General features: G+C 63.3%; 27 protein-coding genes and 1 pseudogene. 16 read left to right on the forward strand and 12 right to left on the reverse strand.

Features of this window, described 5'->3' with window-relative positions; translation table 11 throughout:
- Window positions 1-30: 30 nt before the first annotated feature.
- A complete protein-coding gene (locus tag AC4PTT_RS01715) occupies window positions 31-1287 on the forward strand; it encodes an imelysin family protein (RefSeq protein WP_492161994.1) in 1257 nt (418 codons plus the stop codon).
- Window positions 1288-1399: 112 nt separating this feature from the next.
- Window positions 1400-2866: a di-heme oxidoreductase family protein gene (locus AC4PTT_RS01720; RefSeq protein ID WP_492162579.1), complete on the forward strand. Its 1467-nt coding sequence runs from the start codon at window positions 1400-1402 to the stop codon at window positions 2864-2866.
- Between the two features lie 80 nt (window positions 2867-2946).
- On the opposite strand, the gene AC4PTT_RS01725 is transcribed toward AC4PTT_RS01720, so the two are convergent.
- Complete coding sequence (locus tag AC4PTT_RS01725) at window positions 2947-3744, reverse strand: GntR family transcriptional regulator (protein WP_299939334.1); 798 nt, start codon at window positions 3742-3744, stop codon at window positions 2947-2949.
- A gap of 272 nt (window positions 3745-4016) precedes the next feature.
- On the opposite strand from AC4PTT_RS01725, the gene AC4PTT_RS01730 reads away from it, so the two are divergent.
- The 3 genes from AC4PTT_RS01730 (at window position 4017) to AC4PTT_RS01740 (ending at window position 6752) form a co-directional block, all read left to right on the forward strand.
- The gene (locus AC4PTT_RS01730) at window positions 4017-4907 is read left to right on the forward strand and encodes an N-acetylmuramic acid 6-phosphate etherase (protein WP_206545623.1); all 891 of its coding nucleotides are present in this window, start codon (window positions 4017-4019) and stop codon (window positions 4905-4907) included.
- Window positions 4908-4973: 66 nt separating this feature from the next.
- A complete protein-coding gene (locus AC4PTT_RS01735; RefSeq protein ID WP_283800603.1) occupies window positions 4974-6005 on the forward strand; it encodes an SIS domain-containing protein in 1032 nt (343 codons plus the stop codon).
- Between the two features lie 105 nt (window positions 6006-6110).
- Window positions 6111-6752 (forward strand): LysE family translocator, encoded by a 642-nt coding sequence (locus AC4PTT_RS01740; protein WP_113153552.1) that lies wholly within the window; start codon window positions 6111-6113, stop codon window positions 6750-6752.
- 75 nt (window positions 6753-6827) lie between these two features.
- Here AC4PTT_RS01740 and rlmN read toward each other — a convergent pair whose 3' ends face one another.
- The 4 genes from rlmN to AC4PTT_RS01760 form a co-directional block, all read right to left on the reverse strand.
- On the reverse strand, window positions 6828-8054 hold the full coding sequence (gene rlmN, locus AC4PTT_RS01745) for a dual-specificity RNA methyltransferase RlmN (protein WP_206545754.1): 1227 nt from the start codon (window positions 8052-8054) through the stop codon (window positions 6828-6830).
- A gap of 126 nt (window positions 8055-8180) precedes the next feature.
- Window positions 8181-8681 carry an invasion associated locus B family protein gene (locus AC4PTT_RS01750; protein ID WP_492161995.1) on the reverse strand — a complete coding sequence of 167 codons (501 nt, stop codon included), beginning with the start codon at window positions 8679-8681 and terminating at the stop codon, window positions 8181-8183.
- Window positions 8682-8896: 215 nt separating this feature from the next.
- Window positions 8897-9277: a YkvA family protein gene (locus tag AC4PTT_RS01755; RefSeq protein ID WP_113153550.1), complete on the reverse strand. Its 381-nt coding sequence runs from the start codon at window positions 9275-9277 to the stop codon at window positions 8897-8899.
- Window positions 9278-9356: 79 nt separating this feature from the next.
- Window positions 9357-9653 (reverse strand): 4a-hydroxytetrahydrobiopterin dehydratase, encoded by a 297-nt coding sequence (locus AC4PTT_RS01760; RefSeq protein WP_113153549.1) that lies wholly within the window; start codon window positions 9651-9653, stop codon window positions 9357-9359.
- Window positions 9654-9713: 60 nt separating this feature from the next.
- Here AC4PTT_RS01760 and AC4PTT_RS01765 point away from each other — a divergent pair, with 60 nt between their 5' ends.
- A complete protein-coding gene (locus AC4PTT_RS01765) occupies window positions 9714-10187 on the forward strand; it encodes a low molecular weight protein-tyrosine-phosphatase (protein ID WP_492162580.1) in 474 nt (157 codons plus the stop codon).
- Here AC4PTT_RS01765 and thpR read toward each other — a convergent pair.
- Together thpR and AC4PTT_RS01775 are read right to left on the reverse strand one after the other, a co-directional pair.
- Window positions 10136-10735, reverse strand: a complete 600-nt coding sequence (gene thpR, locus AC4PTT_RS01770; protein WP_113156087.1) for an RNA 2',3'-cyclic phosphodiesterase — start codon at window positions 10733-10735, stop codon at window positions 10136-10138. The genes AC4PTT_RS01765 and thpR overlap by 52 nt on opposite strands.
- Window positions 10736-10814: 79 nt before the next feature.
- Window positions 10815-11486: an arylesterase gene (locus AC4PTT_RS01775; RefSeq protein ID WP_492161996.1), complete on the reverse strand. Its 672-nt coding sequence runs from the start codon at window positions 11484-11486 to the stop codon at window positions 10815-10817.
- Between the two features lie 80 nt (window positions 11487-11566).
- Between AC4PTT_RS01775 and AC4PTT_RS01780 the strand changes: the two genes are divergently transcribed.
- The 4 genes from AC4PTT_RS01780 (at window position 11567) to AC4PTT_RS01795 (ending at window position 16490) form a co-directional block, all read left to right on the forward strand.
- Window positions 11567-12268, forward strand: a complete 702-nt coding sequence (locus AC4PTT_RS01780; protein ID WP_113153547.1) for an ABC transporter ATP-binding protein — start codon at window positions 11567-11569, stop codon at window positions 12266-12268.
- An 11-nt stretch (window positions 12269-12279) separates the two neighbouring features.
- Window positions 12280-14829, forward strand: coding sequence for an ABC transporter permease (locus AC4PTT_RS01785; RefSeq protein ID WP_492161997.1), 2550 nt, complete (start codon window positions 12280-12282; stop codon window positions 14827-14829).
- 257 nt (window positions 14830-15086) lie between these two features.
- On the forward strand, window positions 15087-15827 hold the full coding sequence (locus AC4PTT_RS01790; protein ID WP_113153546.1) for a Bax inhibitor-1/YccA family protein: 741 nt from the start codon (window positions 15087-15089) through the stop codon (window positions 15825-15827).
- Between the two features lie 90 nt (window positions 15828-15917).
- Complete coding sequence (locus AC4PTT_RS01795) at window positions 15918-16490, forward strand: GNAT family N-acetyltransferase (protein ID WP_492161998.1); 573 nt, start codon at window positions 15918-15920, stop codon at window positions 16488-16490.
- A gap of 91 nt (window positions 16491-16581) precedes the next feature.
- On the opposite strand, the gene AC4PTT_RS01800 is transcribed toward AC4PTT_RS01795, so the two are convergent.
- The 3 genes from AC4PTT_RS01800 to acnA form a co-directional block, all read right to left on the reverse strand.
- Entirely contained in the window at window positions 16582-16965 is a 384-nt protein-coding gene (locus AC4PTT_RS01800) for a DUF2794 domain-containing protein (RefSeq protein ID WP_113153544.1), read from the reverse strand.
- 627 nt (window positions 16966-17592) lie between these two features.
- Complete coding sequence (locus tag AC4PTT_RS01805; RefSeq protein ID WP_492161999.1) at window positions 17593-18357, reverse strand: DUF1223 domain-containing protein; 765 nt, start codon at window positions 18355-18357, stop codon at window positions 17593-17595.
- A 163-nt stretch (window positions 18358-18520) separates the two neighbouring features.
- Complete coding sequence (gene acnA / locus AC4PTT_RS01810; protein ID WP_206545629.1) at window positions 18521-21214, reverse strand: aconitate hydratase AcnA; 2694 nt, start codon at window positions 21212-21214, stop codon at window positions 18521-18523.
- Between the two features lie 346 nt (window positions 21215-21560).
- Between acnA and ccmA the strand changes: the two are divergent.
- The 6 genes and pseudogenes from ccmA to AC4PTT_RS01840 form a co-directional block, all read left to right on the forward strand.
- Window positions 21561-22109 (forward strand): annotated as a pseudogene (ccmA, locus tag AC4PTT_RS01815) (heme ABC exporter ATP-binding protein CcmA); the annotation flags it as partial.
- A gap of 67 nt (window positions 22110-22176) precedes the next feature.
- Window positions 22177-22842 (forward strand): heme exporter protein CcmB, encoded by a 666-nt coding sequence (gene ccmB, locus AC4PTT_RS01820; RefSeq protein ID WP_113153541.1) that lies wholly within the window; start codon window positions 22177-22179, stop codon window positions 22840-22842.
- A 43-nt stretch (window positions 22843-22885) separates the two neighbouring features.
- Complete coding sequence (locus AC4PTT_RS01825; protein ID WP_113153540.1) at window positions 22886-23674, forward strand: heme ABC transporter permease; 789 nt, start codon at window positions 22886-22888, stop codon at window positions 23672-23674.
- The gene (ccmD, locus tag AC4PTT_RS01830) at window positions 23671-23838 is read left to right on the forward strand and encodes a heme exporter protein CcmD (protein WP_206545631.1); all 168 of its coding nucleotides are present in this window, start codon (window positions 23671-23673) and stop codon (window positions 23836-23838) included. The genes AC4PTT_RS01825 and ccmD overlap by 4 nt, the downstream gene beginning before the upstream one ends.
- Window positions 23835-24419 carry a DsbE family thiol:disulfide interchange protein gene (locus tag AC4PTT_RS01835; protein ID WP_492162000.1) on the forward strand — a complete coding sequence of 195 codons (585 nt, stop codon included), beginning with the start codon at window positions 23835-23837 and terminating at the stop codon, window positions 24417-24419. The genes ccmD and AC4PTT_RS01835 overlap by 4 nt, the downstream gene beginning before the upstream one ends.
- A 102-nt stretch (window positions 24420-24521) precedes the next feature.
- Complete coding sequence (locus AC4PTT_RS01840) at window positions 24522-25565, forward strand: DUF2332 domain-containing protein (RefSeq protein WP_492162001.1); 1044 nt, start codon at window positions 24522-24524, stop codon at window positions 25563-25565.
- Window positions 25566-25633: 68 nt separating this feature from the next.
- On the opposite strand, the gene AC4PTT_RS01845 is transcribed toward AC4PTT_RS01840, so the two are convergent.
- Window positions 25634-26245, reverse strand: a complete 612-nt coding sequence (locus AC4PTT_RS01845; protein WP_206553266.1) for a LysE family translocator — start codon at window positions 26243-26245, stop codon at window positions 25634-25636.
- A 4-nt stretch (window positions 26246-26249) separates the two neighbouring features.
- Window positions 26250-26861: a LysE family translocator gene (locus AC4PTT_RS01850; protein ID WP_475083701.1), complete on the reverse strand. Its 612-nt coding sequence runs from the start codon at window positions 26859-26861 to the stop codon at window positions 26250-26252.
- Window positions 26862-26951: the final 90 nt, after the last annotated feature.

The raw sequence follows: 26951 nt of genomic DNA on the forward strand, positions 1-26951 counted from the left end.
GTTTTCAGGTTTGGAAGAGGGGAAGTCTTCATGAAACGTCGTTTACTGCTCGGCTCTGCAATCATGGCGGTCATGGCAGCGCCGGCCATTGCCGCTGAACCGCAGGAAGTGGTCGAGACCTACGCGGATATCGCTCTCGCCACCTATCAGGACAGTCTCGAGACGGCGAAAGAGCTGCGTACGGCGATCAATGCGCTTGTCGAAACACCGTCGGAAGAGACCATGGCTGCCGCCCGCGAGGCATGGCTCGCTTCACGCGTTCCCTACCAGCAGACCGAGGCCTTCCGTTTTGGCAACGCCATCGTGGATGAGTGGGAAGGCAAGGTGAATGCCTGGCCTCTGGACGAGGGCCTCATCGACTATGTTGATGCAAGCTATGGCACGGAGTCGGACGCCAACGAGTTCTACACGGTCAATGTGATCGCCAATGACAAGGTGAGCGCTGGCGGTACGGATATCGACGTTACCGAAATCACCACCGAGGTGATCGCGTCGCTGCACGAGGTTGGCGGCATCGAGGCCAACGTCGCCACCGGTTACCACGCCATCGAGTTTCTTCTCTGGGGGCAGGACCTGAACGGCACCGACGCCGGTGCGGGAACACGCGCTTACACGGATTTCGACACGGAAAACTGCACGGGCGGCAATTGCGAGCGCCGCGCGCAGTATCTCCAGGCTGCCGCCGATCTCCTGATCACGGATCTCGAAGAGATGGTCGCCAACTGGGAAACCGAAGGGGAGGCCCGTGCCGAAGTGATGGCGGACCCGCAGGCGGGCCTGACGGCGATGCTGACCGGTCTCGGGTCGCTCTCCTATGGCGAACTGGCGGGCGAGCGCATGAAGCTCGGCCTGCTCCTGAACGACCCGGAGGAGGAGCATGACTGCTTCTCCGACAACACGCACAACAGCCATTACTACGATGTCGTTGGCATCCGGAACGTCTATTTCGGCGCCTATGAGCGTGTCGACGGTTCCACGGTCGAGGGGCCAAGCCTCGCCGATCTGGTGTCGGAAAAGGATACCGCCCTCGCCGATGAAGTGAAGGCGAAGCTCGACACCACGCTTGAAGCGATGGCCGTGATGAAGGCGCGCGCCGAAGGCGGCGAGGCCTATGACCAGATGATCGGTCAGGGCAATGAAGAGGGCAACGCGGTCGTTCAGGCGGCGATTGACGGTCTCGTCGATCAGACCCGTTCGCTGGAACGCGTCATCGTCGCGCTCGACCTGTCCGGGATCGAGCTTGAGGGTTCCGACAGTCTCGACAATCCGGAAGCCGTTTTCGAATAAGAGCCAATTGCCGCCGGGCCGCCATGCCGGCCCGGCGACACAGCCAACAAGTTCCGCCATGAACATGATTGCCCGCAGCACGACACTCGTCGTCTTTCTTTCAGCCCTTGTCATGACCGCCCATGCGGGAGGTTCGCTGCCCGACACGCGCGACGACCTGACGGAGAAGGACCGCGCCCGGGTCGAAAAGGTCACGAAGCCCGCCGGGCAGTTTGAAAAGGCGGAGCGCTTCGAGCGTATGGCCGCGGGCGCGGCGACCTCCACCAAGCGCATCAATGCCGATGCGTTCTCCCATTCGTCGGCCAATCTGGAATTCGAGGCGCTGGAGCGCTTCCTTTTGGGCAACGGCCTGTTCCGCAAGGACTGGGTGTCGTCGCCCGCTTCCACGCAGGCCTCCGACGGGCTGGGGCCGCTGTTCAATGCGCGGGCCTGCCAGTCGTGCCACATCAAGGACGGGCGCGGCCATGCGCCGGCGCGGGTTGAAGATTCCGCCGTGTCGCTGCTTGTGCGCGTTTCGGTGCCGCCGAATAAGGAGCAGCAGGAGGCGATTGCCGACGGGCGGCTGCATGCCGCGCCCGATCCCGTGTACGGGCTGCAGCTTCAGGATCACGCCGTGGCCGGCCTCAACCCCGAAGGCCGCGTGCAGATCACCTATGAGGATGTGCCCGTGGCGCTCGCGGGCGGCGAGACCGTCACCCTGCGCCGGCCGGTGCTCGGCATCACCGAGCCCGGTTTCGGCCCGTTCCGTGATGATCTCATGCTGTCGGCGCGCGTTGCGCCGCCGATGATCGGCCTTGGACTTCTGGAGAGTGTTCACGAAGCTGATATCCTCGCCTGGGCGGACCCGGACGACGAGGATGGCGATGGCATTTCCGGGCGGCCCGCCCGCGTGCGCGATGCACAGGGAGAGTGGCGTCTCGGTCGTTTCGGCTGGAAGGCGATTGCGCCGACCATTGCCGAGCAGAGCGCAGGCGCTTTCTCCGGCGACATGGGGCTCTCATCGCCGCTCGCGCCCGACCATTGGGGCGATTGCACTGAAGCCCAGACTGCCTGCCGCGCTCTGCCGCACGGTGCGCAGGAGCGGCTGGGCGCGGAAGAGGTGCCCGAGGATCTGCTGGATCTCGTCACCTTCTATTCCAGCCATCTCGCCGTTCCGGCCCGTCGCGATATCGACGACCCGCAGGTGCTCGCCGGCAAGAAGGTGTTTTACGAAAGCGGCTGCGCCTCCTGCCATCGTGCGAAATATGTGACGCGTCGCGATGTGGACGATCCGGCGCTCAGGTTCCAGCTGATCTGGCCCTATACCGACATGCTTCTGCACGACATGGGTGAAGACCTCGCCGATCACCGGACCGAAGGGCTTGCCGATGGCTATGAATGGCGCACCCCGCCGCTCTGGGGCATCGGGCTCACCGGCACGGTGAATGAGGAAGCGACCTTCCTGCATGACGGGCGCGCCCGCACCCTGCTTGAAGCCGTGCTCTGGCATGGGGGCGAGGCGCAGGCCGCGCGCGACCGGGTGGTCGAAATGGCGAAGCAGGACCGGGACAATCTGGTCCGCTTTCTCGAGTCGCTTTGAAGCGCCTGTAAGGTCTGAAGCATCATTGTCTTTGCGCAATTCCGGACGGAAAACCGGTTCCCGCTTGTCTTGGAATTGCTCTATCTGCCCGCTTCCTGCTGCAGGTTGAGTTCGGCAACGAAATCAAACCTGTCGCCCTTGAAATAGGAGCGCGTGAACTCGACCACGCGCCCCTCCGCCGTGCGGGATATGCGCTCCAGAAAAAGCGCGGGCTCTCCGGCGTCAGCCTCCAGCAGGCGCGCATCGAACTCCGGCAGCGCGCAGGCATGCATGCGTTGCAGGGCCTTGTGCGGCCGTGCGCCCGCCTGCGCCAGCGCTTCATAGAGTGATGTGCCGAGCGCTGAGAGATCGGGCAGAAGGTCGGCCGGCACGATGGCCAGTTCCACCGCGAGCGGCAGGGCATCGGCCAGCCGCAGCCGGTGCAGCCGCACCACGCGGTCGCCCGGCGACAGGCCAAGCACCATCGCTTCCTGGGCAGACGGATTGGCGTATTCGCGCGCCAGCCAGCGTGTTTCCGGCTTGCGGCCATAGGAGAGCATGTCTTCGGTGAAGCTGGTGATCGCCGCCAGCGGCTGCTCGAAACGCTCTGCCGGCTCCAGCACATAGGTGCCCGACCCCCGGCGCTGTTCCAGAACGCCTTCCCGCACCAGCAGCTCAATCCCCCGCCGCACGGTCACGCGTGACAGCGCTGTCGCCTCGGCCAGAATACGCTCCGAGGGCAGGGCGGCGCCCGCTTCCAGCGTCCCCGCATCGATCAGCCGTCGAATTGCATTGGCGAGCCGGATGTAAAGCGGGGTCGCATCCGCTTCGCTGGCCTGCATGTCGCGTGCGAGAAACGCGCCAAGGGGTTCTCCCTGGTCCTGCCGGGTGTCGGTCATGGGTCTGGCGTTTCCCTGTCGATTAAAAATTGGTCTTAACAATATAAGCCCAATTATGAAGCCGGCCATACCGATTTGCAAGTCCGGCATTGCGTCTGGCCACACTGTCTTATCTCTGAAGCATAATGATTACAGGGTTTGGGGGCGAATTTCCGAATTTGCGAAGAGATCTGCAGAGAGGGAATGGATTCCGGAGAAAAAGCCTGTATAAGCTATTTGGTATTAGATTGGTCTATCATGGGCCATGCAAACCGGAAACCGATGAGCTCGCCATGACAAAACCGACGGAAACCGCCAGCCAGGCCTATCGCGACATTGAACGCTTCGCGACAGCCGACATGCTCACCGCCATGCTGGACGGTCAGCAGGCCGCAATGGAGGCGGTCAGGGCCGCGCTGCCGGCGCTTGAAACAGCCATTGAAGCAACGGCCAGCCGCCTGGTTGATCCTGATAGCCGGCTTATCTATGTCGGTGCGGGCACATCGGGCCGTGTGGGCATGCTGGATGCCGTCGAGCTTTATCCGACATTCGGCTGGCCGGAGGAGCGCTGCATTTTTCTTCTGGCCGGCGGCAGCATCAGTGTGGCCGAGGCGCGCGAAAGCGCGGAAGACGATGAGGATGCGGCCCGCGCCGAGATCGCCGGTGTCGACTGTGGCCCGCGTGACGTGGTGGTCGGCCTGGCTGCCAGTGGCAGCACGCCGTACACATGCGCGGCCATCGAGGCGGCGCGCGAGCGTGGCGCGCTCACCATCGGCATTGCCAACAATCCCGGCAGCCCGCTTCTCGAAAACGCCGAGTGCGACGTGCTTCTCGAGACCGGTGGCGAAGTCCTGGCCGGGTCCACGCGCATGGCCGCAGGCACGAGCCAGAAGATTGCGATGAACCTCTTCTCCACTTCTGTCATGATGCGCCTCGGCAAGGTCTATCGCGGCCGCATGGTCGATATGAAGCCGACCAATAAGAAGCTGGTGCAGCGCGCCGTCGAGATGCTGATGCAGGTCGCGGAGTGCGATGAGGCATCGGCACGCGCCGCGCTGGAGAAGACCGCCTTTCACGTAAAGCCGGCTGTGCTGGTGGTGCGCGGCCTGTCGCCCGAGGAAGCCGCTGCGGCGCTGGCGCGTCATGGCGACGACCTTCACCGCGCACTCGACGAACCGGGCTGAACGGCCCGTCCCGTACCGCCCCACTCCGCACCGCCCCACAGGCATGATTCATATGGAAAGACTGAAATGACCGAGACACCTTCCCTGATGTTTCAGGAAACCGCCGAAGCTTCCGAGGCTGTTGGCCGGCTCTTTGCCAATGAGGCGCAGGCCTTTGCCGAGCTTGGCAGGGTCATCGCCGAGCGCTCGCCCGCGCTGGTCAGCATGTCCGCGCGCGGGTCTTCGGACCATGCGGCGAGCTTCTTCAAATATCTGTTCGAGATCCACACGGGCATTCCCGTGGCGTCCATCGGTCCTTCGGTTGCCTCGGTCTATGATGCATCGCTGAAGCTCGACCGCGCGCTTCACATCACCATTTCCCAGTCCGGCGGCAGCCCCGATATCGTGGCGGCGCAGGCATCGGCCAAGAAGGGTGGCGCAGTCACGCTGGCCGTGGTCAATGTTGCCGACAGCCCGCTCGCAAACGCCGCCGACATCGTTCTGCCGATCCATGCCGGACCGGAGCGCAGCGTCGCGGCCACCAAGAGCTTCATCGCTTCTGCTGCAGCGCTTGCCGGTGTTGCGCAGGTCGCGTCCGCCAGCGCCGCGCTCAAGGGTGCGCTCGACCGGCTGCCCGAGGCGCTGGCTGCTGCCTGCGACGTGAACTGGGAACCGGCCCTGCCGCTTCTCGCCGATGCCGGCTCTGTCTACACGGCTGGCCGTGGTCCGGGCTTCGCCATTGCACTGGAAGCGGCACTCAAGGCAAAGGAAACCGCGCAGCTTCACGCCGAAGCGTTCTCGCTGGCAGAGCTCATGCACGGGCCGATGCAGCTGGTCGACAAGGGTTTCCCGATCCTCGCCTTCGTGCCCGAGGACGAGGCGCTGGCGTCCAGCGAGCAGTCGCTTGAGAAACTGCGTGGCTTCGGCGCGCAGATTGCGAGCTTCTCCTCGCGCGATGTGGGTGAGCGCACCATCAAGACGCCGACCACCGGCCACGGTCATATCGACCCGCTGGTTTCGCTGGTTGGCTATTACCGCCTGATCGAGCGCGTTGCGCGCGAGCGTGGCCTCAACCCCGACACGCCCGACAAGCTCAACAAGGTCACCCAGACCATCTGACGCTCTACCCTGTTGAATCTGCGCATCGTGCTCTCCGAAAATCGGTTCCGATTCTCGGGCCGATGCGTTAGCTTCCGGCACTTCAACCCGTGCCGGAAGCTTCCCATGACCTTCATCCCGGATTTCGCCACCATCGTTCAGTTCGCGCTGGCCACCTTTGTGATCTCCATCACGCCGGGGCCGGACATGACCCTTTTTGTCGGTCGTGCGCTCAGCCAGGGCCGTGCAGCGGGCTTTGCCTGCATGTTCGGCGCCATGACCGGCATCATGATCCATACGGCGCTCGTGGCGCTGGGGCTCTCGGCGTTGATCGTCGCCTCGCCGGAGGCGTTCCTTGCGCTCAAGGTGTTTGGCGCGGGTTACCTGATCTGGCTTGCCGTTCAGGCAATCCGCAAGGGCTCGGCCTTCACGCCGGACAACAAGGGCGGTTCGGGCCGTTCGCTCCTGAAGAACTGGGCCACGGGGCTCGGCATCAATCTCCTGAACCCGAAGATCATCCTGTTCTTCATGACCTTCCTGCCGCAGTTCGTTTCGGCCAATGATCCCGATGCGCCGGGCAAGCTGTTTTTTCTGGGGCTGCTGTTCATCCCGCTTGCGCTCCCCATCGTTGCGCCGATGGTGATTGCGGCAGACAGTTTTTCGAAGTTCCTGAAAAAGAGCCCGCGGGTCACCCGCGTGGTCGATTATCTCTTTGCCGGCGTCTTCTCGGCCTTTGCGCTGAAGATTCTGACCGCGCAGGCCCGCTGATCGGGGAAACCAGACAAACAAAAACGCCGGCTCGCAGATCGCGCGCCGGCGTTTTTGTTTGAAGGTGGTTTGGTCCTACTCGCCGTGGCCGGCGATCATCATCGCTTCAAGCTTCAGCCGGTCGGCTTTCTTCATGCGCTCGGAAGCGGATTTGAGCTGGCCGCAGGCCGCGAGGATGTCACGACCGCGCGGGGTGCGAATGGGAGAGGCGTAGCCAGCCTTGTTGACCAGATCCGCGAACTCCTCGATCTGCTCCCAGTCGGAGCATTCGTAATCGCTGCCCGGCCATGGGTTGAAGGGGATCAGGTTGATCTTGGCAGGAATGCCCTTCAACAGCCGCACGAGCTCGCGCGCATCGTCGAGCGAATCGTTGACGCCCTTCAGCATCACATATTCGAAGGTGATGCGGCGTGCGTTCGACAGGCCGGGATAGGCGCGGCAGGCGTCGAGCAGCTCCTTGAGCGGATACTTCTTGTTGATCGGCACCAGCTCGTTGCGCAGCTCGTCGCGGATCGCATGCAGCGAGATTGCGAGCATCACGCCGATCTCTTCGCCGGTGCGGTAAATCTCGGGAACCACGCCCGAGGTGGAAAGCGTAATGCGGCGCTTGGAGAGCGACAGGCCTTCGCCATCGGAGGCGATCAGCAGGGCCTGTTTCACATTCTCGAAATTGTAGAGCGGCTCGCCCATGCCCATCATGACGATGTTGGTGACCTTGCGGCCTTCGGCCGGCACGATCGCGCCGTCGGGCGTATCGGCTTCGGGGAAATCGCCGAGCCTGTCGCGCGCCACCAGAAGCTGGTCGAGAATTTCGCCCGGCGTCAGGTTGCGCACCAGCTTCTGGGTGCCGGTGTGGCAGAAGGAACAGGTCAGGGTGCAGCCCACCTGGCTGGAAACGCACAGCGTGCCGCGGCCTTCTTCGGGAATGTAGACCGTTTCCACATCCACCGGGCGTCCTGCGCCGCGCGGCGGAAAGCGCATCAGCCATTTCCGGGTGCCGTCCTGCGAGATCTGCTCTTCGATGATCTCGGGGCGCGCAATGGTGAAGTGCTCATCGAGCTTGGTGCGCAGGTCCTTCGAGATGTTGAACATCTGCGAAAAGTCCGACACGCCGCGCACATAAAGCCAGTGCCAGAGCTGGCGCACGCGCATGCGCGCCTGCCTTTCCGGCACGCCGAGCGGGAGAAGCGCTTCAGCGAGTTGTTCGCGCGAAAGGCCGATCAGCGGCTGCTTTTCGGCGGTTGCGGCGGGGCGCAGCTCAGCGCGCCCCTCGGGCGTCGATAGATCGAGTGTCAGTGCCATGGCGTTCTTGAAACGGTTGCGGGCAGCGCTCTCCGAATGACGGGGCTGCCCTTCATTTGCCGCGCTCATAGCACGCCTGAAGGCTGCCGTCACCTCTGGTGGTCGGCAGCCTCTCTTTGCAGGATGCTATTTGCAGTTCTGCGTGGCGTTGATCGCAGCCGTCACACCGCTCAGCGAGAAGGTGTAGCTGGTGTCGTTGCCACGTCCGGACTTGGCAGCGACCTTCATGTCGGCGCCGCCCTTCATGGCCGCGATGAGCTGCGGCTCTTCCGCTGCATTCTCGAGCCAGGCCGACTGGCCCTTGGTGAACATGGTGAAGCTCTTGTTGCCGACGGTGACAATCACCTTGGAGCCCGTCTGGAAATTGTAGGCGGCAATGAACTGGGGCTCGGAGGCAACGTTCTGGCCGGGCTTCTGGCTCACAAAGAAGAAAATGTCGCCATGGTCCAGGCTGGCCGGCTGCTTCGCTTTCGGCACGCTCATGGCGTAACACACCTTGCCGTTGCCGGACTGGTAGCTGTAAACGCCCCAATCGCGATGCTGCCCCACCGCCGTAGCCTGGGCCAGTACAGGGCTCGCTGCCGCCATTCCGCAAATGAGCATCAGTGTCGAAATCAGTACGCGCATCGTCTTGACCGTCTTTTTTGCCAGTGTTTCGAGGCCGGGTAGCCTCTCTCTAGATCACTTCATTTTTACTTAATCTGGGTTACCAAAGCGTGAAGCGAATTGACGAATTCTGCATGCGCTAAACCCCGATCCGTCATCACACAATTGGTGCGACAACTGCCGAACACCCCTTCGTTATCGGTTGAAACGAATGAAAGAGGCAAGATTTTGACTGGTTATGCGTCGAACCCGGTCTCGGAGAGCGCCTTCCGCGCGGCATAAGTGTGAGCCGGCGTAATATGACGGCGCACGGCGTTGAGCGCAGCGGCGAGAACCGCCACGTCATCGGTGAAACCGAAGCCGAGCAGGAAATCCGGCACCACGTCCAGCGGCAACACGAAATAGGCGAGCGCCGCCAGCAGGATGCCGCGCACGCGGGGTGGCGTGTCCTGATCGAGCGCGCAGTAATAGCCGGCGACAATCTCTTCCATGAAGGGCACCTGGCGGGCGGCCTTCTTCATCGTGCGCCAGAATTTTGCGCGCACACGCTCTTCGCGCCTGCGGTTTTCGCGCGGCTCGACCGGTTCGAGAATTTCGCCGATTTTCACGTCGTCCATAGCGTCTCCTGATTGCAGAAATGTGGGAGATGCGTGGCGAAATTCAATGTTTGCCCGTTTTGAGCCGCCCTAGAACGCCTCAAGTCCGGGCAAAACGGTTCATAGCGGCGGCAAGCTTCAGGTCCAGTTCGGTCAGCCCGTCGGCGTCATGGGTGGAAAGCACCACGTCCACGGTTTTGTACACGTTCGACCAGTCGGGATGATGGTTGAGCTTTTCCGCCGCCAGCGCCGCGCGGGTCATGAAGGCGAAGGCCTCGGAGAAATCCGCAAAGACGAACCGCTTCTGGATCGACGCGCCATCCTCGGCCAGTTCCCAGCCCTCGAGCTTTTCAAGGGCCTCTTCCAGTGCCGTCGGATCGAGCTTTGGTCTTGTCATCGCGTCTCTCCATGGTATCGCCTGTGTGGAATGTCACTTCCGGATGATAGCGCCATGAGCATGAACGCAAAGCCCCGCACATCGATCCTCTTTGTCTGCCTCGGCAATATCTGCCGTTCGCCGCTTGCCGAGGGCGTGTTTCGCAGCGTCGTTGCGGAAAAGGGCAGGGAGGATGCGTTTCTCATCGATTCGGCCGGCACCGGCGCCTGGCATGCGGGCAATGCGCCCGATCCGCGCTCGGTGGCGATTGCCCGTGATTTCGGCGTCGACATCACCGGTCAGCGGGCGCGTCAGGTGGTGGCGGGGGATTTCGACCGCTTCGACCTGCTGCTCGGCATGGACCACAGCAATGTCCGCACCCTGCGCGAGCGCGCGCCTGCCGGAGCGGCGGACCGCGTTCATCTCTTTCTCGATTATGCGGGCGGGCGCATGATCGACATTCCCGACCCCTATTACGGGGGCGATGACGGCTTCGCGTCCGTCTACCAGACGATCCGCGAAGCCTCGGAAGCGCTGTTGTCCAGGCTCGACTGACGGTCATAGTCCGCGCCGACCAGCGGCCAGGCCTCTTCGATCACATAGGGGCCGCCGCCGACGGAAGCGCGTGACGACATCAGCACGAAACGCCCCACGGTGAACGGCACCGAAGCGAAATTGCCGCGCGCCGAAAGATAGTGCGCCACCTCATGCGGATTGGCGTTCTTGAGGCGGGCGAGCGTCACATGCGGCGTGAATTTGCGGGGATCGGGCGGCAGTCGCAGCCGCCGGCAGATGCTCTCTATCTCGCCCTGCAGGGCGTAGAGATCCGGCGAGGCGGAAACGCCGGCCCAGATGGAGTGCGGCTTCTTCTGTCCAAAGGCGCCGACGCCGGAGAGCTTCATGGTGAAAGAGGGACGCCGAACCCGATCAAGCGCATTGGCGATCTCGTCGGCCGTATGGCCTTCCACATCGCCGAAGAAACGCAATGTCAGGTGATAGTTTTCGACGTCGATCCAGCGAGCTCCTGGAAGACCCCCGCGCAGGAGTGACAACGACAAAGCCGCGTCACGCGGGATCTCGAGGGCGGTGAAAAGTCGCGGCATGGCAACCTCCTCGAATCGAACTGTCGCCATCAGCGAATCACTGATCGCCAGTCTCGGCAAGCGGTTTTTGCCGCGCTTTTTAGGCGTCGTCTCCCTGATGCGCTTCGATCACGCCGCGGATGGTTGGCAGCATGCGTTCGACCATGCGCCTAACCCCTTGTGGGTTCGGGTGCATTCCGTCTTCCAGAAGCAGCGACTGTTCCGCCGCCACGCCATCGAGAAAGAAGGGGATAAGCGTTACGTCATGCTTCTCCGCGAGCCGTTTGAAGATCGGGTTGAAGGCCGACGCGTAGTCTTCGCCCAGATTGGGGGCGGCGAGCATGCCCGCCAGAACGACCCGCTGGCCGCGCTCATCCAGCTTGGCGATCATCCGGTCGAGGTTCTCTTCCGTTGAAGCCGGCGGGATGCCGCGCAGCATGTCGTTTGCGCCGAGTTCCAGGATCACGATGTCGGCGCTCTCGGGGATGGACCATTCCAGCCGCGAAAGCCCGCCGCTGCTCGTGTCGCCGGAAACGCCGGCATTGGCCACCTTCACCGCATAGCCTTCCGCCTTCAGCGCATCCTCGAGCTGCTCGGGAAAGGATTCCCCCGGCGCGAGGTTGTAGCCGGCCATGAGGCTGTCGCCGAAACCGACGATTTCGACCTGGTTTGCAAGCGCTGCGGGAGCCGTGACAAGCGCGAGCGTCACAGCCGCTGCGGCCGATGAAATTTTTGTGAACTGGCCGAAAGATCGAAAAAAATTGAATGCCATGCGGGATAACCCATATTTGCCGGAACCGTGCAATTGTACGATCCCAGCGCCATTTTTTCCCAATATAGGATATCTTTTCCGTGACAGAAGCCGTGATCGAACTTGAGAATGTGTCGCTGACGCTGGGTGAGGGCGCTTCCTCGGTCCATGTTCTCAAAGGGGTCAGCCTGTCGGTGGAGCGTGGCCGCTCGACCGCCATCGTCGGCCCGTCCGGCTCCGGAAAATCAACGCTTCTGATGGTCATCGCCGGGCTGGAGCGCATTGACGGCGGCACGGTGCGTGTCGGCGGAACGCAGATCAACGGGCTCAGTGAAGACGCCATCGCCGCCTTTCGCGGCCGCTCCATCGGCATCGTCTTCCAGTCCTTCCATCTCATTCCCAACATGACGGCGCTCGAAAATGTGGCCGTGCCGCTGGAACTGGCGGGCCATCCCGACCCGTTCGGCGCAGCGGAGGAAGAGCTGGCCGCTGTCGGTCTCTCGCAGCGCCTTACGCATTATCCCGGCGAGCTCTCCGGCGGCGAGCAGCAGCGCGTGGCGATTGCGCGTGCGCTGGCTCCCGGGCCTGCCATCCTCATTGCCGACGAACCTACTGGCAATCTTGACCAGGCGACGGGCCGGCAGATTGCCGACATGCTGTTTGCCAAGGCGAGCGAACGCGGCACATCGCTGGTGCTCGTCACGCATGACCCGGCCCTTGCCGCCCGCTGCGAACGCCAGGTGGCGATGCGCTCGGGCCGCATCGAACCTGCAGCCGAGGCCGAAAAGGCTGCAATGGCATGAGGGCCGGCGACATGAGTTTTGGCCGAACCCTGCGTCTTGCCTTCCGTTTTTCCCTCCGTGAAATGCGCGGCGGCCTGTCCGGCTTCTTCATCTTCCTTGCCTGTATCGCGCTGGGTGTCGGCGCGATTGGCGGCGTCAATTCGGTCGCCCGCGCGATCACCGAGGCGGTGGAGACGGAGGGGCAGTCTCTGCTCGCTGCCGATCTGCGCTTCGAGCTGAACCAGCGCCGTGCGGGTGCAGACGAGCGCGCGTTCCTCGCCGGTCTCGGCGATGTTTCCGAAAGCGCAAACATGCGCTCCATGGCCCGTCTGCCCGACGGTTCCGATCAAACGCTGGTCGAGGTCAAGGCGGTGGACGGCCTCTACCCGCTCTATGGCGAGCGCGTGACCGAACCGCAACTTTCGCATGACGATCTCTTTGCCGCGGTGGATGGTGCATTCGGCGCTGCCGCTCCGGCATTGCTGTTTGAACGTCTCGGCATTGCGCCCGGCGACCGCATTATGCTCGGCGGCCAGCCGATCGAGCTGCGGGCCGTTTTGACCACCGAGCCCGATGCTGTCTCGGACGGTTTCGGGTTCGCGCCACGGCTGATGATCTCGCTTGATGCGCTGGAAGCGACGGGCCTCATCCAGCCCGGCAGTCTGGTCGAGCATGTCTACAAGGTGCGGCTTGTCGGCGACACCGATGCCGGTGCGCTGGAGGCCGCACAGGCGCAGGCCGGCGCAGAGTTCCCCGAGGCCGGCTGGAGCATCCGCACGCGCAGCAATGCCGCGCCCTCGCTTTCCCGCAACATTGAGCGGTTTTCTCAATTCCTCACCCTTGTGGGCCTGACGGCGCTGGTGGTCGGTGGTGTTGGCGTGGCCAATGCCGTGCGCGCCTATCTCGACAGCAAGCGCGCCGTCATCGCCACCTTCAAGAGCCTCGGCGCATCGGGCGCGTTCGTCTTCACGGTCTATCTGGTGCAGATCCTGATGATCGCCGGGATCGGCATTCTTGCCGGTCTGGTGATCGGCGCGCTGATGCCGTTCGGCGCATCGGCCGTGCTTTCCAGCGTGTTGCCGGTGCCGGCCACGGGCGGGTTCTATCCGGCAGCACTTGTCGTTGCGGCGCTGTTCGGCGTCATGATCACGCTGGTCTTCGCGCTCATGCCGCTTGGTCGTGCGCGCGATGTGCCGGCGACGGCGCTGTTCCGCGAAATGGGTGTCGATGGTCGTGGCTGGCCGCGCCCCGTCTACATCCTCCTGTCCATGGCCATCGCTGCTTCGCTCGCCGGTTTCGCCATCTGGTTCTCCGATGACCGGCGCATGGCGGCGGTGTTCGTCGGTGCGACGGTGTTTGCCTTCATCGTGCTGCGCGTGGTGGCGCTCGGCATCGAGTGGCTGGCGCGCCGCAGTCCGCGTGTTGCGTCCACCCCCCTGCGTCTGGCGCTTGGCAACATCCATCGCCCCGGCGCGCTCACGCCCTCGGTCGTTCTCTCGCTGGGGCTTGGCCTGACGCTGCTCGCCACGCTGGCGCTGATCGACGGCAATCTGCGTCGGCAAATTACCGGCAATCTGCCGGAGGTCGCGCCGAACTTCTTCTTCGTCGATATCCAGAGTGGTGAGGTGGAAGCCTTCGCCGATCTGGTGAACGAGCAGGCGCCCGACGGCAAGCTGATCCAGGTGCCCATGCTGCGTGGCCGCATCACGGCGCTCAATGGTGTCAATGTGCGCGACATGGAGATCCCGCCGGAGGGCGGCTGGGTGCTGCGCGGCGATCGCGGCATCACCTATGCCCGCAATGCACCGGAAAATTCCACCCTGACCCAGGGCGAATGGTGGCCGGCCGATTATCAAGGCGAGCCGCTGGTTTCCTTCACGGCGGAGGAGGGCGGCGAGCTCGGGCTCAGGATCGGCGATACGATCACCGTCAACGTGCTGGGGCGCGATGTCACGGCGCGGATCGCCAATTTCCGCGCGGTCGAGTGGGAATCGCTCGCCATCAATTTCGTGATGGTGTTCTCGCCCAGCACGTTTGCCGGTGCGCCGCATGCATGGCTCGCCACGCTGACGGATGCCGAGGCAACGCAGGCTGACGAATCACAGATCCTCAACGCGGTCACGCGCAGCTTCCCGACCGTGACCACGGTGCGGGTCAAGGATGCGCTTGATGTGGTGAACCGGCTGGTCGAGCAACTGGCGACCGCCATTCGCGCCGCCGCCGCTGTGGCGCTGATCGCCTCGGTTCTGGTGCTTTCGGGTGCGCTGGCGGCCGGAAACCGGGCGCGGGTGCATGATGCGGTGGTGCTGAAGACGCTGGGCGCGACACGGCGCACGCTGATCGCGGCCTTCTCGCTCGAATATCTGCTGATCGGTCTGGCGACAGCGGTGTTCGCGCTGCTTGCCGGCGGTGTCGCGGCATGGTTCGTTGTTGCGCAGGTCATGGGCCTGCCATCGAGCTTCCTGCCGGAGGTGGCTTTGACAACCATTGCGGTGGCGCTCGTCCTGACCGTCGGCTTCGGCCTGGTCGGCACCTGGCGGGTGCTCGGGCACAAGGCGGCTCCGGTTCTGCGCAATCTCTAAAGCGAGAGACTCTGAAACAGCGGGGCGGCCTTTGGGCCGCTTCCGGCAGCCTCAGGCATGAAAAAGCGTTAACCGTCCCGCCGGGGAAGCGCTTTTTTTGCCCGCGAAGTGTTGCCGCATCTGCATTTCTGGGCGTTTCAGGTCTTGTCGTCAGCTTAAACTGACATCATATTTGCATTACGCATGCTGGTATCCCGCCAGCGGCGCACGGTCGTATGGCCGTCACCCGACGGGATTAAAGCCAGAAAGGGATAATTATGGCTGACCTTCGTAACTATCAGGCCCGCGCAACGCCCGGCGTACGCGCGGACGCGGCCATCGACGAGGGCCTGCGCGCCTACATGATTCGCGTCTACAACCTTATGGCGCTTGGCCTGGCCATCACCGGTCTTGCAGCCTTTGGTGCATTCAATCTCGCCATCGCGGATGGCCAGCTGACCGCATTCGGCCAGCTCATCTACGCCAGCGCCTTCCGCTGGGTTGTCATCCTCGCACCGCTCGCGCTGGTGTTCTTCCTCAGCTTCCGCATTCAGAACATGAGTGTCGCGGCTGCGCAGACGACATTCTGGGTCTATTCGGGCCTCGTGGGTCTTTCCCTGTCGACGATCTTCCTCGTCTACACGGGTGAGAGCATCGTCCGCACCTTCTTCATCACCGCCGCATCGTTCGGCGCGCTGTCGCTCTGGGGTTACACGACCAAGCGTGACCTCTCGGGCATGGGCTCGTTCCTGTTCATGGGTCTGATCGGCATCATCATTGCCTCGATCGTGAACATCTTCCTCGGCTCGTCCGCGCTGCAGTTCGCCATCTCGGTGATCGGTGTGCTGGTGTTCGCCGGCCTCACGGCTTACGACACCCAGCAGATCAAGGAGATGTACTACGAGGGCGACGACGCCACCGTGTCCGGCCGCAAGGCAATCATGGGCGCCCTGCGTCTCTACCTCGACTTCATCAACCTGTTCATGTTCATGCTGCAGTTCCTCGGCAATCGCGAGTAGCGGGCGCAGGACTTTGAACGACGATACGAAAGGGCGGCTCTCGGGCCGCCCTTTTCTTTGATCCGGTTTCCCAAAAGGCGTTTTTGCTCCATGCCGCTCACCATCCGCCCCGCCAGCCTCGATGACGCGCCCGCCATCACCCGCATCTACGCCCATGCCGTGAACAAAGGCACGGCCAGCTACGAGCTTGATCCGCCGGGCGAGGCCGAGATGCGTGAGCGCATGAGCGTGCTCCTCGGTAGCGGCTATCCCTATCTGGTGGCGGAGGAGGAGGGCGTGCTGCTTGGCTATGCCTATGCGGGGCCGTTTCGTCCGCGCCGCGCCTATCGCTTCATGGTGGAGGATTCCGTCTATCTCGACCCGCAGGCGCAGGGGCGCGGTATCGGCCGCACTCTGCTCGAAGCGCTGGTCGAGGCCTGCATGCTGTGCGGGTTCCGCCAGATCGTTGCGGTCATTGGCGATGGCTCGGAAACCAGCGCTTCGGTCAAGCTGCACCGGGCCATGGGGTTCGAGGATGCAGGGGTGCTGCGCGGCAGCGGGTTCAAGCATGGCCGCTGGCTCGACACGGTGTTCATGCAGCGCACGCTGAATGGGGGAACGAACACGCCACCCGATCCTCAATCGCTCCCCGAGCGGCTGTTTCGCGGTGAGACTGTGGGCTGACCCAAGGGGGCTGACCGAGGGGGCAGACCGCCATGCGTCCGGGCGGACGCACAAAGGCGATCCAGACCAGCGATGCTCCAGCCGGCTTTGCTCAGGTGACCAGCTTGAGCTTCTTGTCGAACACGGCGAGCACCCGCGTCAGTTCGTGCCCGCGCTTCAGGATCGCGCCGGTGGCCGCAACCACACTGTATGCGCCCTGCTTGCGCGTGAGCTTGGGGTCTTTCACGATCTGGAAAAGGGGCACTTCGCTGGTGCGCCGGAAAACGGAGAAGATGGCCCGGTCCTTCAGGTGGTCGATTGCATAATCGCGCCACTCCCCGGCGGCGACCATGCGCCCGTAGATGCGAAGAATCTGGTCCAGTTCGCGCCGGTCGAAGGTTACGGGAAGGCTGGAGCGCGCACGGCGCTCTTCATGCAGCGGGATCAGTATCCCGGAGCTGTCCCTATCCTCCCCGGCGCTGCCGTAATCGCTCATTGGCTAAACCTCATGACGATTTGGTGACACGAAAGGTTCGCCCGCCATAGCCGGAAATGCAAGCCCTGCATTCCTTCCCGGCTTACGATCGAGATTGTCCAGAGGCATCGGGGCAACCGAAAAACCGGTCTCCACTGTCTCGGTCCGATGCTCAGGCCGCGCGGGATAGGTTGGAAAAGCCTTTTAACCTTTCTTGATGCCGTGCTATATTCGGAGTGGTTAGATCATCCCTGACATTTTGCCGACGCATGTTTTGTGAACCTGCAAGCCACTATCGTTAGCCGGTAGTCACAAATCGGGACCGTTTGTCGGAATTGGTGATGACGTGCCTTTTTCTCGACACATTTTGTCCAAGCTCACGCCCCATTGTGCCGCGACGATCCGACCGTTGCCTGAGACGGTTCGGTCCGGACACGGATCCCGAAAACCCCAAGCCCCCCCGCCCTCGGGGTCATGACCGGATCGAACCAACTCGGATCTCCGAGCCGGGCAACGGTCCCAAAAGATCAAAACCGGTGCTGAATGATTCAGCACCGGTTTTTCTTTTGGGACCACCGGGTTTTTTGACTTACGGGGTTGGCTTACGGGGTGCCCATGCTTGGTTCATGGGGTGCCCATGCTTTTGGTTCACGGGGTGATTGCGACAGCGCCGAGGATGGCGCCCGGCCTTCCTTCCCTGTCGACGCGCTGGAGAAGCAACGCGCAGCCATTGCCTTTCTTCACCAGCTCGCTCTTGGGCATTTCGAAGCTCTTGGCCGTTCCGTCCCACATGCCGATTGTCTGGATCTGGTTCACCGCGTTGCGATATTCGATGGTGCGGCCCCGGTTCTCTCCGGCGCGTATCTCCACCGTCGCGCGTGGCGCAAAGTCGACAAAGACCAGATGCGCGTCGAGCAGCTCGTTGCCCGCGTCGCCGCGAAATGCGCCGACTTCGACGAGAATGGTGTCGCCCCTGTCCTGAAGCGACAGATCCACCTGTAGCCCGTCCGGCGTGCCGGCCATGCTGTCGAGCGATGCGGTGACCCTGCTCCTGTCCGCACCGTTCATGTCGGTGCGGCCATTCACGATCATCTGTGGCGTGTAGACGGAGGCTTTCTGGAGCGCGCGCGCGTAGTTCTTCTGCCGCGCGGTGTTCGCGGCGCTGCCAAGCGCATCGCGCCAGCCCAGATAGTCCCAGTAATCGACGTGATAGGCGAGGGAGATGACGTCATTCCTTTCCGCCAGTTCGCTGAGCAGCGCATCCGCTGGCGGGCAGGAGCTGCAGCCCTGACTGGTGAACAGCTCGACCACACCGACCGGGCGCGCCAACTCCTGGGCGCCGGCAATGCCGGTAAGGGCGTAGAAGCCTGCAACCGCCGCCAGCAGCTGGCGGCGCGTGGTGAGCCAAGTCATCTGTACTCCGTTCGGAAACTGAACCCGATCCTGTTTTCAGGCACTATAGGTGGCGGGCGGGCTCAACAAGAAGTCACGTTCCGGTGAGGAAATGCAGCCGGAAACAAAAAAGACCGCCGGCGTTTCCGCCGACGGTCTGTCTCAGGCAGGTGGCAGACCTGGATTATGCAGCCAGGTCGCGCAGCACGTACTGCAGGATGCCGCCATTCTTGAAGTACTCGAGCTCGTCGAGCGTATCGATGCGGCAGAGCAGCGGAACCTCTTTCACCGAACCATCGGCAAAGGTGACCTTGGCGTTGACCTTGGCGCGGGGCTTGAGCGTCTCAAGACCCTCGATGCTCACCGTCTCGTCGCCCTTCAGGCCAAGCTTCTCCCAGCTCGTCTCTTCAGCGAAGACGAACGGGATGACGCCCATGCCCACCAGGTTGGAGCGGTGGATGCGCTCGTAGCTCTCTGCGATCACGGCGCGGACGCCGAGCAGGTTCGTGCCCTTGGCAGCCCAGTCGCGCGAGGAGCCATTGCCGTATTCGCCACCGGCGAACACCACCAGCGGAACACCTTCCTTGCGGTATTCCATGGCTGCGTCATAGATCGACATCTCTTCCTTGGAAGGATAGTGGATCGTGTAGCCGCCCTCGGTGCCGTTCTCGCCCAGCATGTGGTTGCGGATGCGGATGTTGGCGAAGGTGCCGCGCATCATGACTTCATGGTTGCCGCGACGCGTGCCGTACTGGTTGAAGTCGACAACGCCCACGCCATTGTCCATCAGGTACTTGCCGGCAGGCGACTGTGCCTTGATGGAACCGGCCGGGGAGATGTGGTCGGTGGTGATCTTGTCGCCGAACAGGCCGAGAATGCGCGCACCCTCGATGTCCGTCACCTTGCCGGTCGACTTGGTCATGCCGGCGAAGTAGGGCGGGTTCTGAACATAGGTCGACGTGTCGTCCCATGCGTAGGTCTCGCCTTCCGGCACCTGCACGGCCTGCCAGTTCTCGTCGCCCTTGAAGACCTCTGCGTACTTCTTCTCGAACAGGTCGCGGGTAACGTTCTTCTGGATGAACTCCTGGATCTCCTGGTTGGAGGGCCAGATGTCCTTCAGGAAGACGTCATTGCCGTCCTTGTCCTGACCGATCGGCTCCTTCGTCAGGTCCTTGGTCACCGAGCCGGCGAGCGCATAGGCGACGACCAGCGGCGGCGAAGCCAGGTAGTTGGCCTGCACGTCGGGCGAAATACGGCCTTCGAAGTTGCGGTTGCCGGAGAGAACGCCGGCAGCGATCAGGCCCTTGTCGTTGATGGTCTTGGAGACCGGGGCCGGAAGCGGGCCGGAGTTGCCGATGCAGGTCGTGCAGCCGAAGCCGACGAGGTTGAAGCCGATCTGGTCGAGCTCCTTCTGCAGGCCGGCATTCTCCAGATACTCGGCAACCACCTGCGAGCCCGGAGCGAGCGACGTCTTCACCCAGGGCTTCTGCTTGAGGCCCAGGCGGTTGGCGTTGCGGGCCAGAAGGCCGGCGCCGATCAGCACGCTCGGGTTCGAGGTGTTGGTGCAGGAGGTGATGGCGGCAATCGCCACGTCACCATGGCCGAGGTCGTAATCCTCGCCTTCAACCTGCCAGCGCTGTTCCAGCGTGGACGGGTCTTTCTTGTATTCCTTCTCGAGCGATTCGGCGAAGCCGGATGCGATGTTCTCGAGCGGAATGCGGCCTTCCGGACGCTTCGGGCCGGCCATGGACGGCACGACCTCGCCGAGGTCGAGCTCGAGCGTGTCGGTGAACACCGGATGCTCGGTGCCCGTCTCGCGGAACATGCCCTGCGCCTTGGAGTATGCTTCCACGAGCGCGATGCGCTCCTTGGAGCGGCCGGAGACGTTGAGGTAGTTCAGCGTTTCCGAATCAACCGGGAAGAAGCCGCAGGTCGCGCCGTATTCCGGGCCCATATTGCCGATGGTCGCGGCGTCCGCCAGCGTGAGGTGGTCGAGGCCTTCGCCGAAGAACTCGACGAACTTGCCGACAACGCCTTTCTTGCGGAGCATCTGCACGACGGTCAGCACCAGGTCGGTTGCCGTCACGCCTTCTTTCAGCTTGCCGGTCAGCTTGAAGCCGATGACTTCCGGCAGGAGCATGGAGACCGGCTGGCCGAGCATGGCCGCCTCTGCCTCGATGCCGCCCACGCCCCAGCCGAGAACGCCCAGGCCGTTGATCATCGTGGTGTGCGAATCGGTGCCCACGCAGGTGTCCGGATAGGCAATCGTCTTGCCGTCCTCTTCCTTCGTCCAGACGGTCTGGCCGAGATATTCGAGGTTCACCTGGTGGCAGATGCCGGTGCCGGGCGGAACGACGCGGAAGTTCTTGAACGCGTTCTGACCCCATTTGAGGAAGCGGTAACGCTCGCCATTGCGCGCATACTCGAGTTCCACGTTGCGGTCGAATGCCTTCGGCGTGCCGAACTCGTCGACGATGACCGAGTGGTCGATGACCAGATCGACGGGCACCAGCGGGTTGATCTTCTGCGGGTCGCCGCCGAGCGACACCATGGCGTCGCGCATGGCTGCCAGATCGACCACGGCGGGAACGCCGGTGAAGTCCTGCATCAGCACGCGGGCCGGGCGGTAGGCGATCTCGTGGCCGGCCGTGCCGCGGTCGTCGAGCCATGCTGCGACTGCTTCGATGTCGGACTTGGTGACCGAGCGTCCGTCCTCGTTGCGCAGCAGGTTCTCGAGCAGCACCTTCATCGAGAAGGGCAGGCGGGAAATGCCTTCAAGACCGTTCTTTTCGGCCTCTTTGAGGTCGAAATAAACATACTCTGCATCCCCAACCTGGAGGGTGCGGCGGCAATTGAAACTGTCAAGTGATTTGGTCACGGGCGATCCTATCCTGTTCTGCTATCCGAAACGGGAACGGACTCCTCGAGGCATCACGCGCAAAAGGTGCGGGTACGGTCATTTCCGCTGTCCGCCCCCAAGCGTCCCGGCCGTTCAAGGCGGCGCGCGCGCGGGGTATCGGCACAAAGAGTTACACGCCGACCGCTGGCGTGGTTGAGGCGGATATAGAGAATTTTGTAGAAGAGTTCTAGAGTGGGAAACGGCAAATCTGCCGCGTCGTGAAAAAATCAGGAATACACCCTTGCCGAAGGATGAAGACATGATGCGGCTCGTCGCCGAAAACGTGAGTGGCGAGCGGGGCGGTGAAACCGTGTTCTCCGGCATATCCTTCGTGCTCGAAGCTGGCGAGGCGCTGACGGTGACCGGGCCGAACGGCGCGGGAAAGTCGACATTGCTCCGGGTGCTCTGCGGCCTTTTGCCCATGGCGGAGGGCGTGGTGTCGTTTTCCGGCGGTGGCGACGAATTTCCCGATGCCGGTGCGGCCTGCCACTATCTCGGCCACCGCAATGCCATGAAGGCGGAACTTGGCGTCGAAGAGAATCTGCGCTTCTGGCAGGACTTTCTGGGGCATCCGCATCTTTCGCCCTTCGAAGCGCTGGAAATGGTCGGGCTCGGTGATATCGGCCATCTGCCCTTCGGCTATCTCTCCACCGGCCAGCGCCGGCGCGCCTCCATTGCCCGGCTTCTCGTCAGCTACCGGCCGGTCTGGCTTCTGGATGAACCCACTTCCGGCCTCGACAAGGCGTCTGAAGCCCAATTTGCCGAACTGATGGGCGTGCATCTGGAAGATGGCGGGCTGATCGTGGCCGCCACCCATCTGCCGCTCGGCTTGACCGGCGCGCGCGAATTGCGCATGGGGCAGGTTCAGGCATGAGGACGTTTGACGCCGCGCGGCTGTCAGGCGCTCTCGGTCCCACACCCGGTCAGGAGCTTTTCCAGTCATGCTAGCGCTTTTCCGCCGCGAGCTGCAGATCGGCGTGCGCACCGGAAACGGCGCGCTCACCGGTGTCCTGTTCTTCCTCGCCGTGGTGGCCGTCATCCCCTTCGGCGTGGGACCGGACCTCAACCTTCTGGCGCGGATCGGCCCGGCCATCCTTTGGATCGGCGCGCTGCTTGCGGGCCTGCTCGGGCTTGAGCGCCTGTTCCAGGCTGATCGCGAAGACGGCTCGCTTGATCTCATGCTTCTCGCCGACAACCGCCACATGACGGCGCTGACCGTGTTCGTGAAGTGCCTCGCGCACTGGACGGTGAACGTCCTGCCGCTGGTGGTGGTGACGCCGCTGCTCGGCCTCTTCATGAATGTCGAACCGGTGGGCATTCTGGCTGCGACCGCGACGCTGGCCGTCGGCACGCCCGCCATCACCTTCATCGGCGCGGTGGGCGCGGCCCTTGCCGTGGCGCTGCCACGGGGCGGGCTTCTGGTCTCGGTTCTGGTTCTGCCGCTCACCATCCCGGTTTTGATCTTCGGCGTGGCGGCGGCGCGCGGCGCGGTTGCCGATCCGGACCCGTTTTTGCCGCCCTTCCTCATTCTTGCCGCGCTGATGCTGTTTTTTGCGGTCATCGGGCCGCTGGCCGCCTCGCTCGCACTGCGGTGGGGCGGCGATTGATGTGCGGCAATCGATTCGATTGCGGAACAGGACACTCGACGCTATGGGTTCAGGCATGACAAACGCCACCCCGCAAGCCTCCACGCTCTCCGGTCGCCTGACGGCGCTCGCCAATCCCACGCGCTTTCTCGCGCTGGCAGACACGCTCGTGCCCTGGCTTGGCGGCACGGCGCTGGCGGTGCTTGCGGCAGGCTTCTACATGGCCTTCACCGCGCCCGAGGATTATCAGCAGGGCATCACGGTGCGGATCATGTACATCCATGTGCCGTTCGCCTGGCTCGCCATGTTCTGCTACTCGCTCATGGCGGCGTCCGCGCTTGGCACGCTTGTGTGGAAGCATCCGCTCGCGGATGTGGCGCTCAAGTCCGCCGCTCCCATCGGCGCGGCCTTCACCGCGCTGGCGCTGTTCACCGGCTCCGTCTGGGGCAAGCCCATGTGGGGCACGTGGTGGGTCTGGGACGCGCGGCTGACCTCCGTTTTCATCCTGTTCCTGATGTATCTCGGCATCATCGCCCTGACGCGGGCGATGGACGATCCCGGCCGTTCGGCGCGGGCCGCCGCGATCCTCACGCTTGTCGGTTTCGTCAACATCCCGATCATCAAGTTCTCGGTGGACTGGTGGAACACGCTGCATCAGCCGGCATCCGTGTTCCGTCTCGATGGTCCCACCATCCACACATCGCTTCTTTGGCCGCTGCTCGTCTGCGCGCTTGGTTTCACGCTCGTGCTTCTCACGCTTCACCTGATGGCCATGCGTGCGGAGATCTGGCGTCGGCGTGTGATCGCCATGCGCAGGCTTTCGGCGCGCGCGGCAGAAAGGGCAGCGCGATGACCCACGCAGGTTATGTGTTCGCCGCTTATGGTATTTCGGCACTGGTGATTGCGGGGCTCTGCCTCTGGATCCTGATCGATCAGGCAGGCCGCAAGCGCGAACTCAGGGAACTCGAAGAGCGCGGCGTTCGCCGCCGTTCCGAGCGTAAGGCAGAGAAGAAATGAGCGTTACCGGCGAAAAGTCCAACCGTTCGCGGCGGTTGCTGTTTCTGCTGCCGCTTCTGGTCTTCCTGGCGCTGGCCGCCGTTTTCCTCATGCAGCTTTTTTCCGGGCGGGACACCTCGCTCGTGCCTTCGGCGCTGATCGGCCGTGATGCGCCGCAGACGGATCTGCCGCCGCTTGAGGGCATGTCCCTGCCGGGACTTTCCTCAGACGCCTTTGCGGGCAAGATCACGCTGGTGAATGTCTGGGGCTCCTGGTGCCTGCCCTGCCGGCAGGAGCATCCGCTCTTGATGGAGCTGGCAAAGGACGAGCGTTTCGTCATCGCCGGCCTCAACTACAAGGACAAGCCGGAAAACGCCCGCCGCTTTCTCGGCGATCTCGGCAACCCCTATGATGCGATCGGCGTCGACCAGAATGGCCGCGCGGCCATCGACTGGGGTGTCTACGGCGTTCCGGAAACCTTTCTCGTCGGGCCGGAAGGCAGGATCCGCTACAAGCATGTCGGCCCTTTCACGCCCGAAAGCGTGCAGAACGACCTGATGCCCGAGATCGAAAAGCTTTTGGCGGAGCGCCCGGCAGGCTGATTTTTCTGTGCCAGTTGGCTGGTCCAGAAAAAATGCTGCGCTGCAACAGATCTCTCGGATGACGCGTGCTAGCCTCTCCTTCAAACTTTGAAGGAGAACTGCATGGAAAGCCGGATCAGCGCACATTTCGAAAAGCAGGCCGAGGCCTGCGACCGTATGGGCTCCCCCTTCACCGCCCAGCTGTGCCGGCTCCTGCCTGAAATTCTGGATCGCAACACGAGAACCGGCGCGCGCGTGCTCGACTGGTCCGGAGCGCCCGGCGAAGATGCGCTGGCGCTGCGGCTTTGCGGCGGGCTTCATGCGCTGGTTCTGGCGGGAGAGGACGCGGAGTTAGCCGGCGTCTATCCACCCGGAACGGCCTCGCGTGATGCCGTTGGCGCGGCTGTCGCCGGCACCATTGCGCGCCATGATGCACGGCTCTGCGCCACTCTGGACAGCGCGCCGCAGACCAATGAGATCGCCCGCTCGGCCATGCTCCTGCCGGGTTTCCTCACGATTGCCCGCGAAACCGGCCTTCCGCTTGACCTTCGTGAGATCGGATCAAGCGCGGGGCTGAACCTTCTGTTCGACCGGTTCCACTATTGTTACGGCGAGAGCATCTGGGGCGATGCCGCCTCACCGGTAAAGCTCGCGCCAGAAGTGCGGGGCGCTGCGCCCGACCTTTCCGGCAGGCTTGAAATCGCCTCGCGCGGGGGCAATGACATCGCCCCCATCGATGTTGCGCTGGAGAGCGAGCGCCTGCGCCTCACCTCCTATGTCTGGGCCGATCAGGCGGCGCGGCTCGAACGTCTGGTCGCGGCGATCAGCCTTGCGGACGGCGCTTCTCTCTCGCTGGAAAAGGCGGATGCGGCCGATTTTGTCGAGGCGGCGCTTGCCATGCGCAAACCCGACCGGGTGCTGGTGCTGTTTCACTCGATCATGTGGCAATATCTGCCGTTCGAAACGCAGTCCCGCATCGAGGGCGCGCTGGAAAAGGCGGGGCGCGCCGGCGGGGCGCCCATCGCCTGGCTGCGCATGGAGCCTTCCGACATGAAGGAGCCCTTCGCGCGCGTTTCGCTCACCCTGTGGCCGGAAGGCACGCGCCGCGATCTGGCGCGCTGCGACTTCCATGGCCGCTGGATCGAGTGGATTGGCGCTGACGTCTAGGGTCCTGACCCTAGAACGGTTCACCGTTGCAGGGAAACGCGGCCCTGAATGTCTGAGCGCCGAACGCCCTACCGCGCCGCGATGGCTGCTGCTGCACTTGCCATCAGCGATGCGCTTGTACGGTTGGCGATGCGCATGGCGCGCGGGCTTCTGAGCAGCTTTCGGGCCTGCGCCGCCGCGACGATCCAGCCCGCGTCCACCACCAGCAGCACGAGCAGCATGGTCAGTGTCAGCTCTGCCCAACCCATCAGGGTCACCGAAGCCAGATCAATGATCGTGGGCAGCAGCGAGACGTAGAACATCATGATCTTGGGGTTGCCAAGCGTGACCGCCAGACCGGCGAAGAACAGCCGCCCGCCCGATTGCGCGTCGGGCACGGCGTCGTCCGGGTTCGTCACCGGCGCGGTCCACATTTTCCATGCGAGATAAAGCAGATAGGCCACGCCCGCATATTTGATGACCGAGAACGCCAGGTGGAAGCTTTCGGCGAGAACCGCGAGGCCGAAAATCGCGAAGGAAAGCCACACCGCTTCGCCGATCCACATCGCCACCATGAAGGGCAGGACATCGCCCCAGCCGCGCGTGATCACACGGGCCACGAGGGCGGCGATGCTGGGGCCGGGCGTGCCGGCAGCAACCAGAAGCGCGCCGGCGAAGATGACGAGAGCGGAGAGTTCCATCTGACTACCTTGTCGAAAGGGCGAGGCGCAGTCCCAGCGCCGCAAAGGCTGCCGCGAAGGAGCGGCGCAGCCATTTCATGATCGTCGGGCTCGACAGAACCCTGCCGCGCACCAGCGACGCCATCTGCCCATAGAGCACGAAGACCACGAACGTCATGACCATGAAGACAAAGCCGAGCCACGCCATGTCGAGCGCGGGAAGGGTGCTTTCAGCAGGGATGAACTGGGGCAGGAACGCCAGAAAGAAGATCGACAGTTTCGGATTCAGAATGTTGATGAGAAAACCGCGCCGGATGATGGCGCGATGTGCAATCGCCGTGCGGTCTGGCTCTGCATCGAGCATGCCGTTTTCCTTCAGCGCGCCCCATGCCATCCAGAGCAGGTAGAGCACGCCGGCGAATTTGACGATCTGGAAAAGCATGGCGCTGGCATGCAGCAGCGCGGCGATGCCGAGAATTGCGGCTGCGATATGTGGCAGGATGCCCAGCGTGCACCCGAATGCCGCCGAAACCGAAGCGGGGCCGCCTCGACCAAGCGCAATCGCCAGCGTGTAAATCACGCCGGTGCCGGGAATCAGCACAACGACAAGCGCCGTGAGCAGAAATGCCGGATCCATCTGAGATCTCCTCCACAACCTTGTGGCGATTAGCGCGGGATGTTCGGTTGCTGTCAACCCGGCTGCGTCGGGCTGCTGCCTTGGGAGGTG

It is taken from the genome of Nitratireductor sp. WH36-1 (assembly GCF_058725515.1).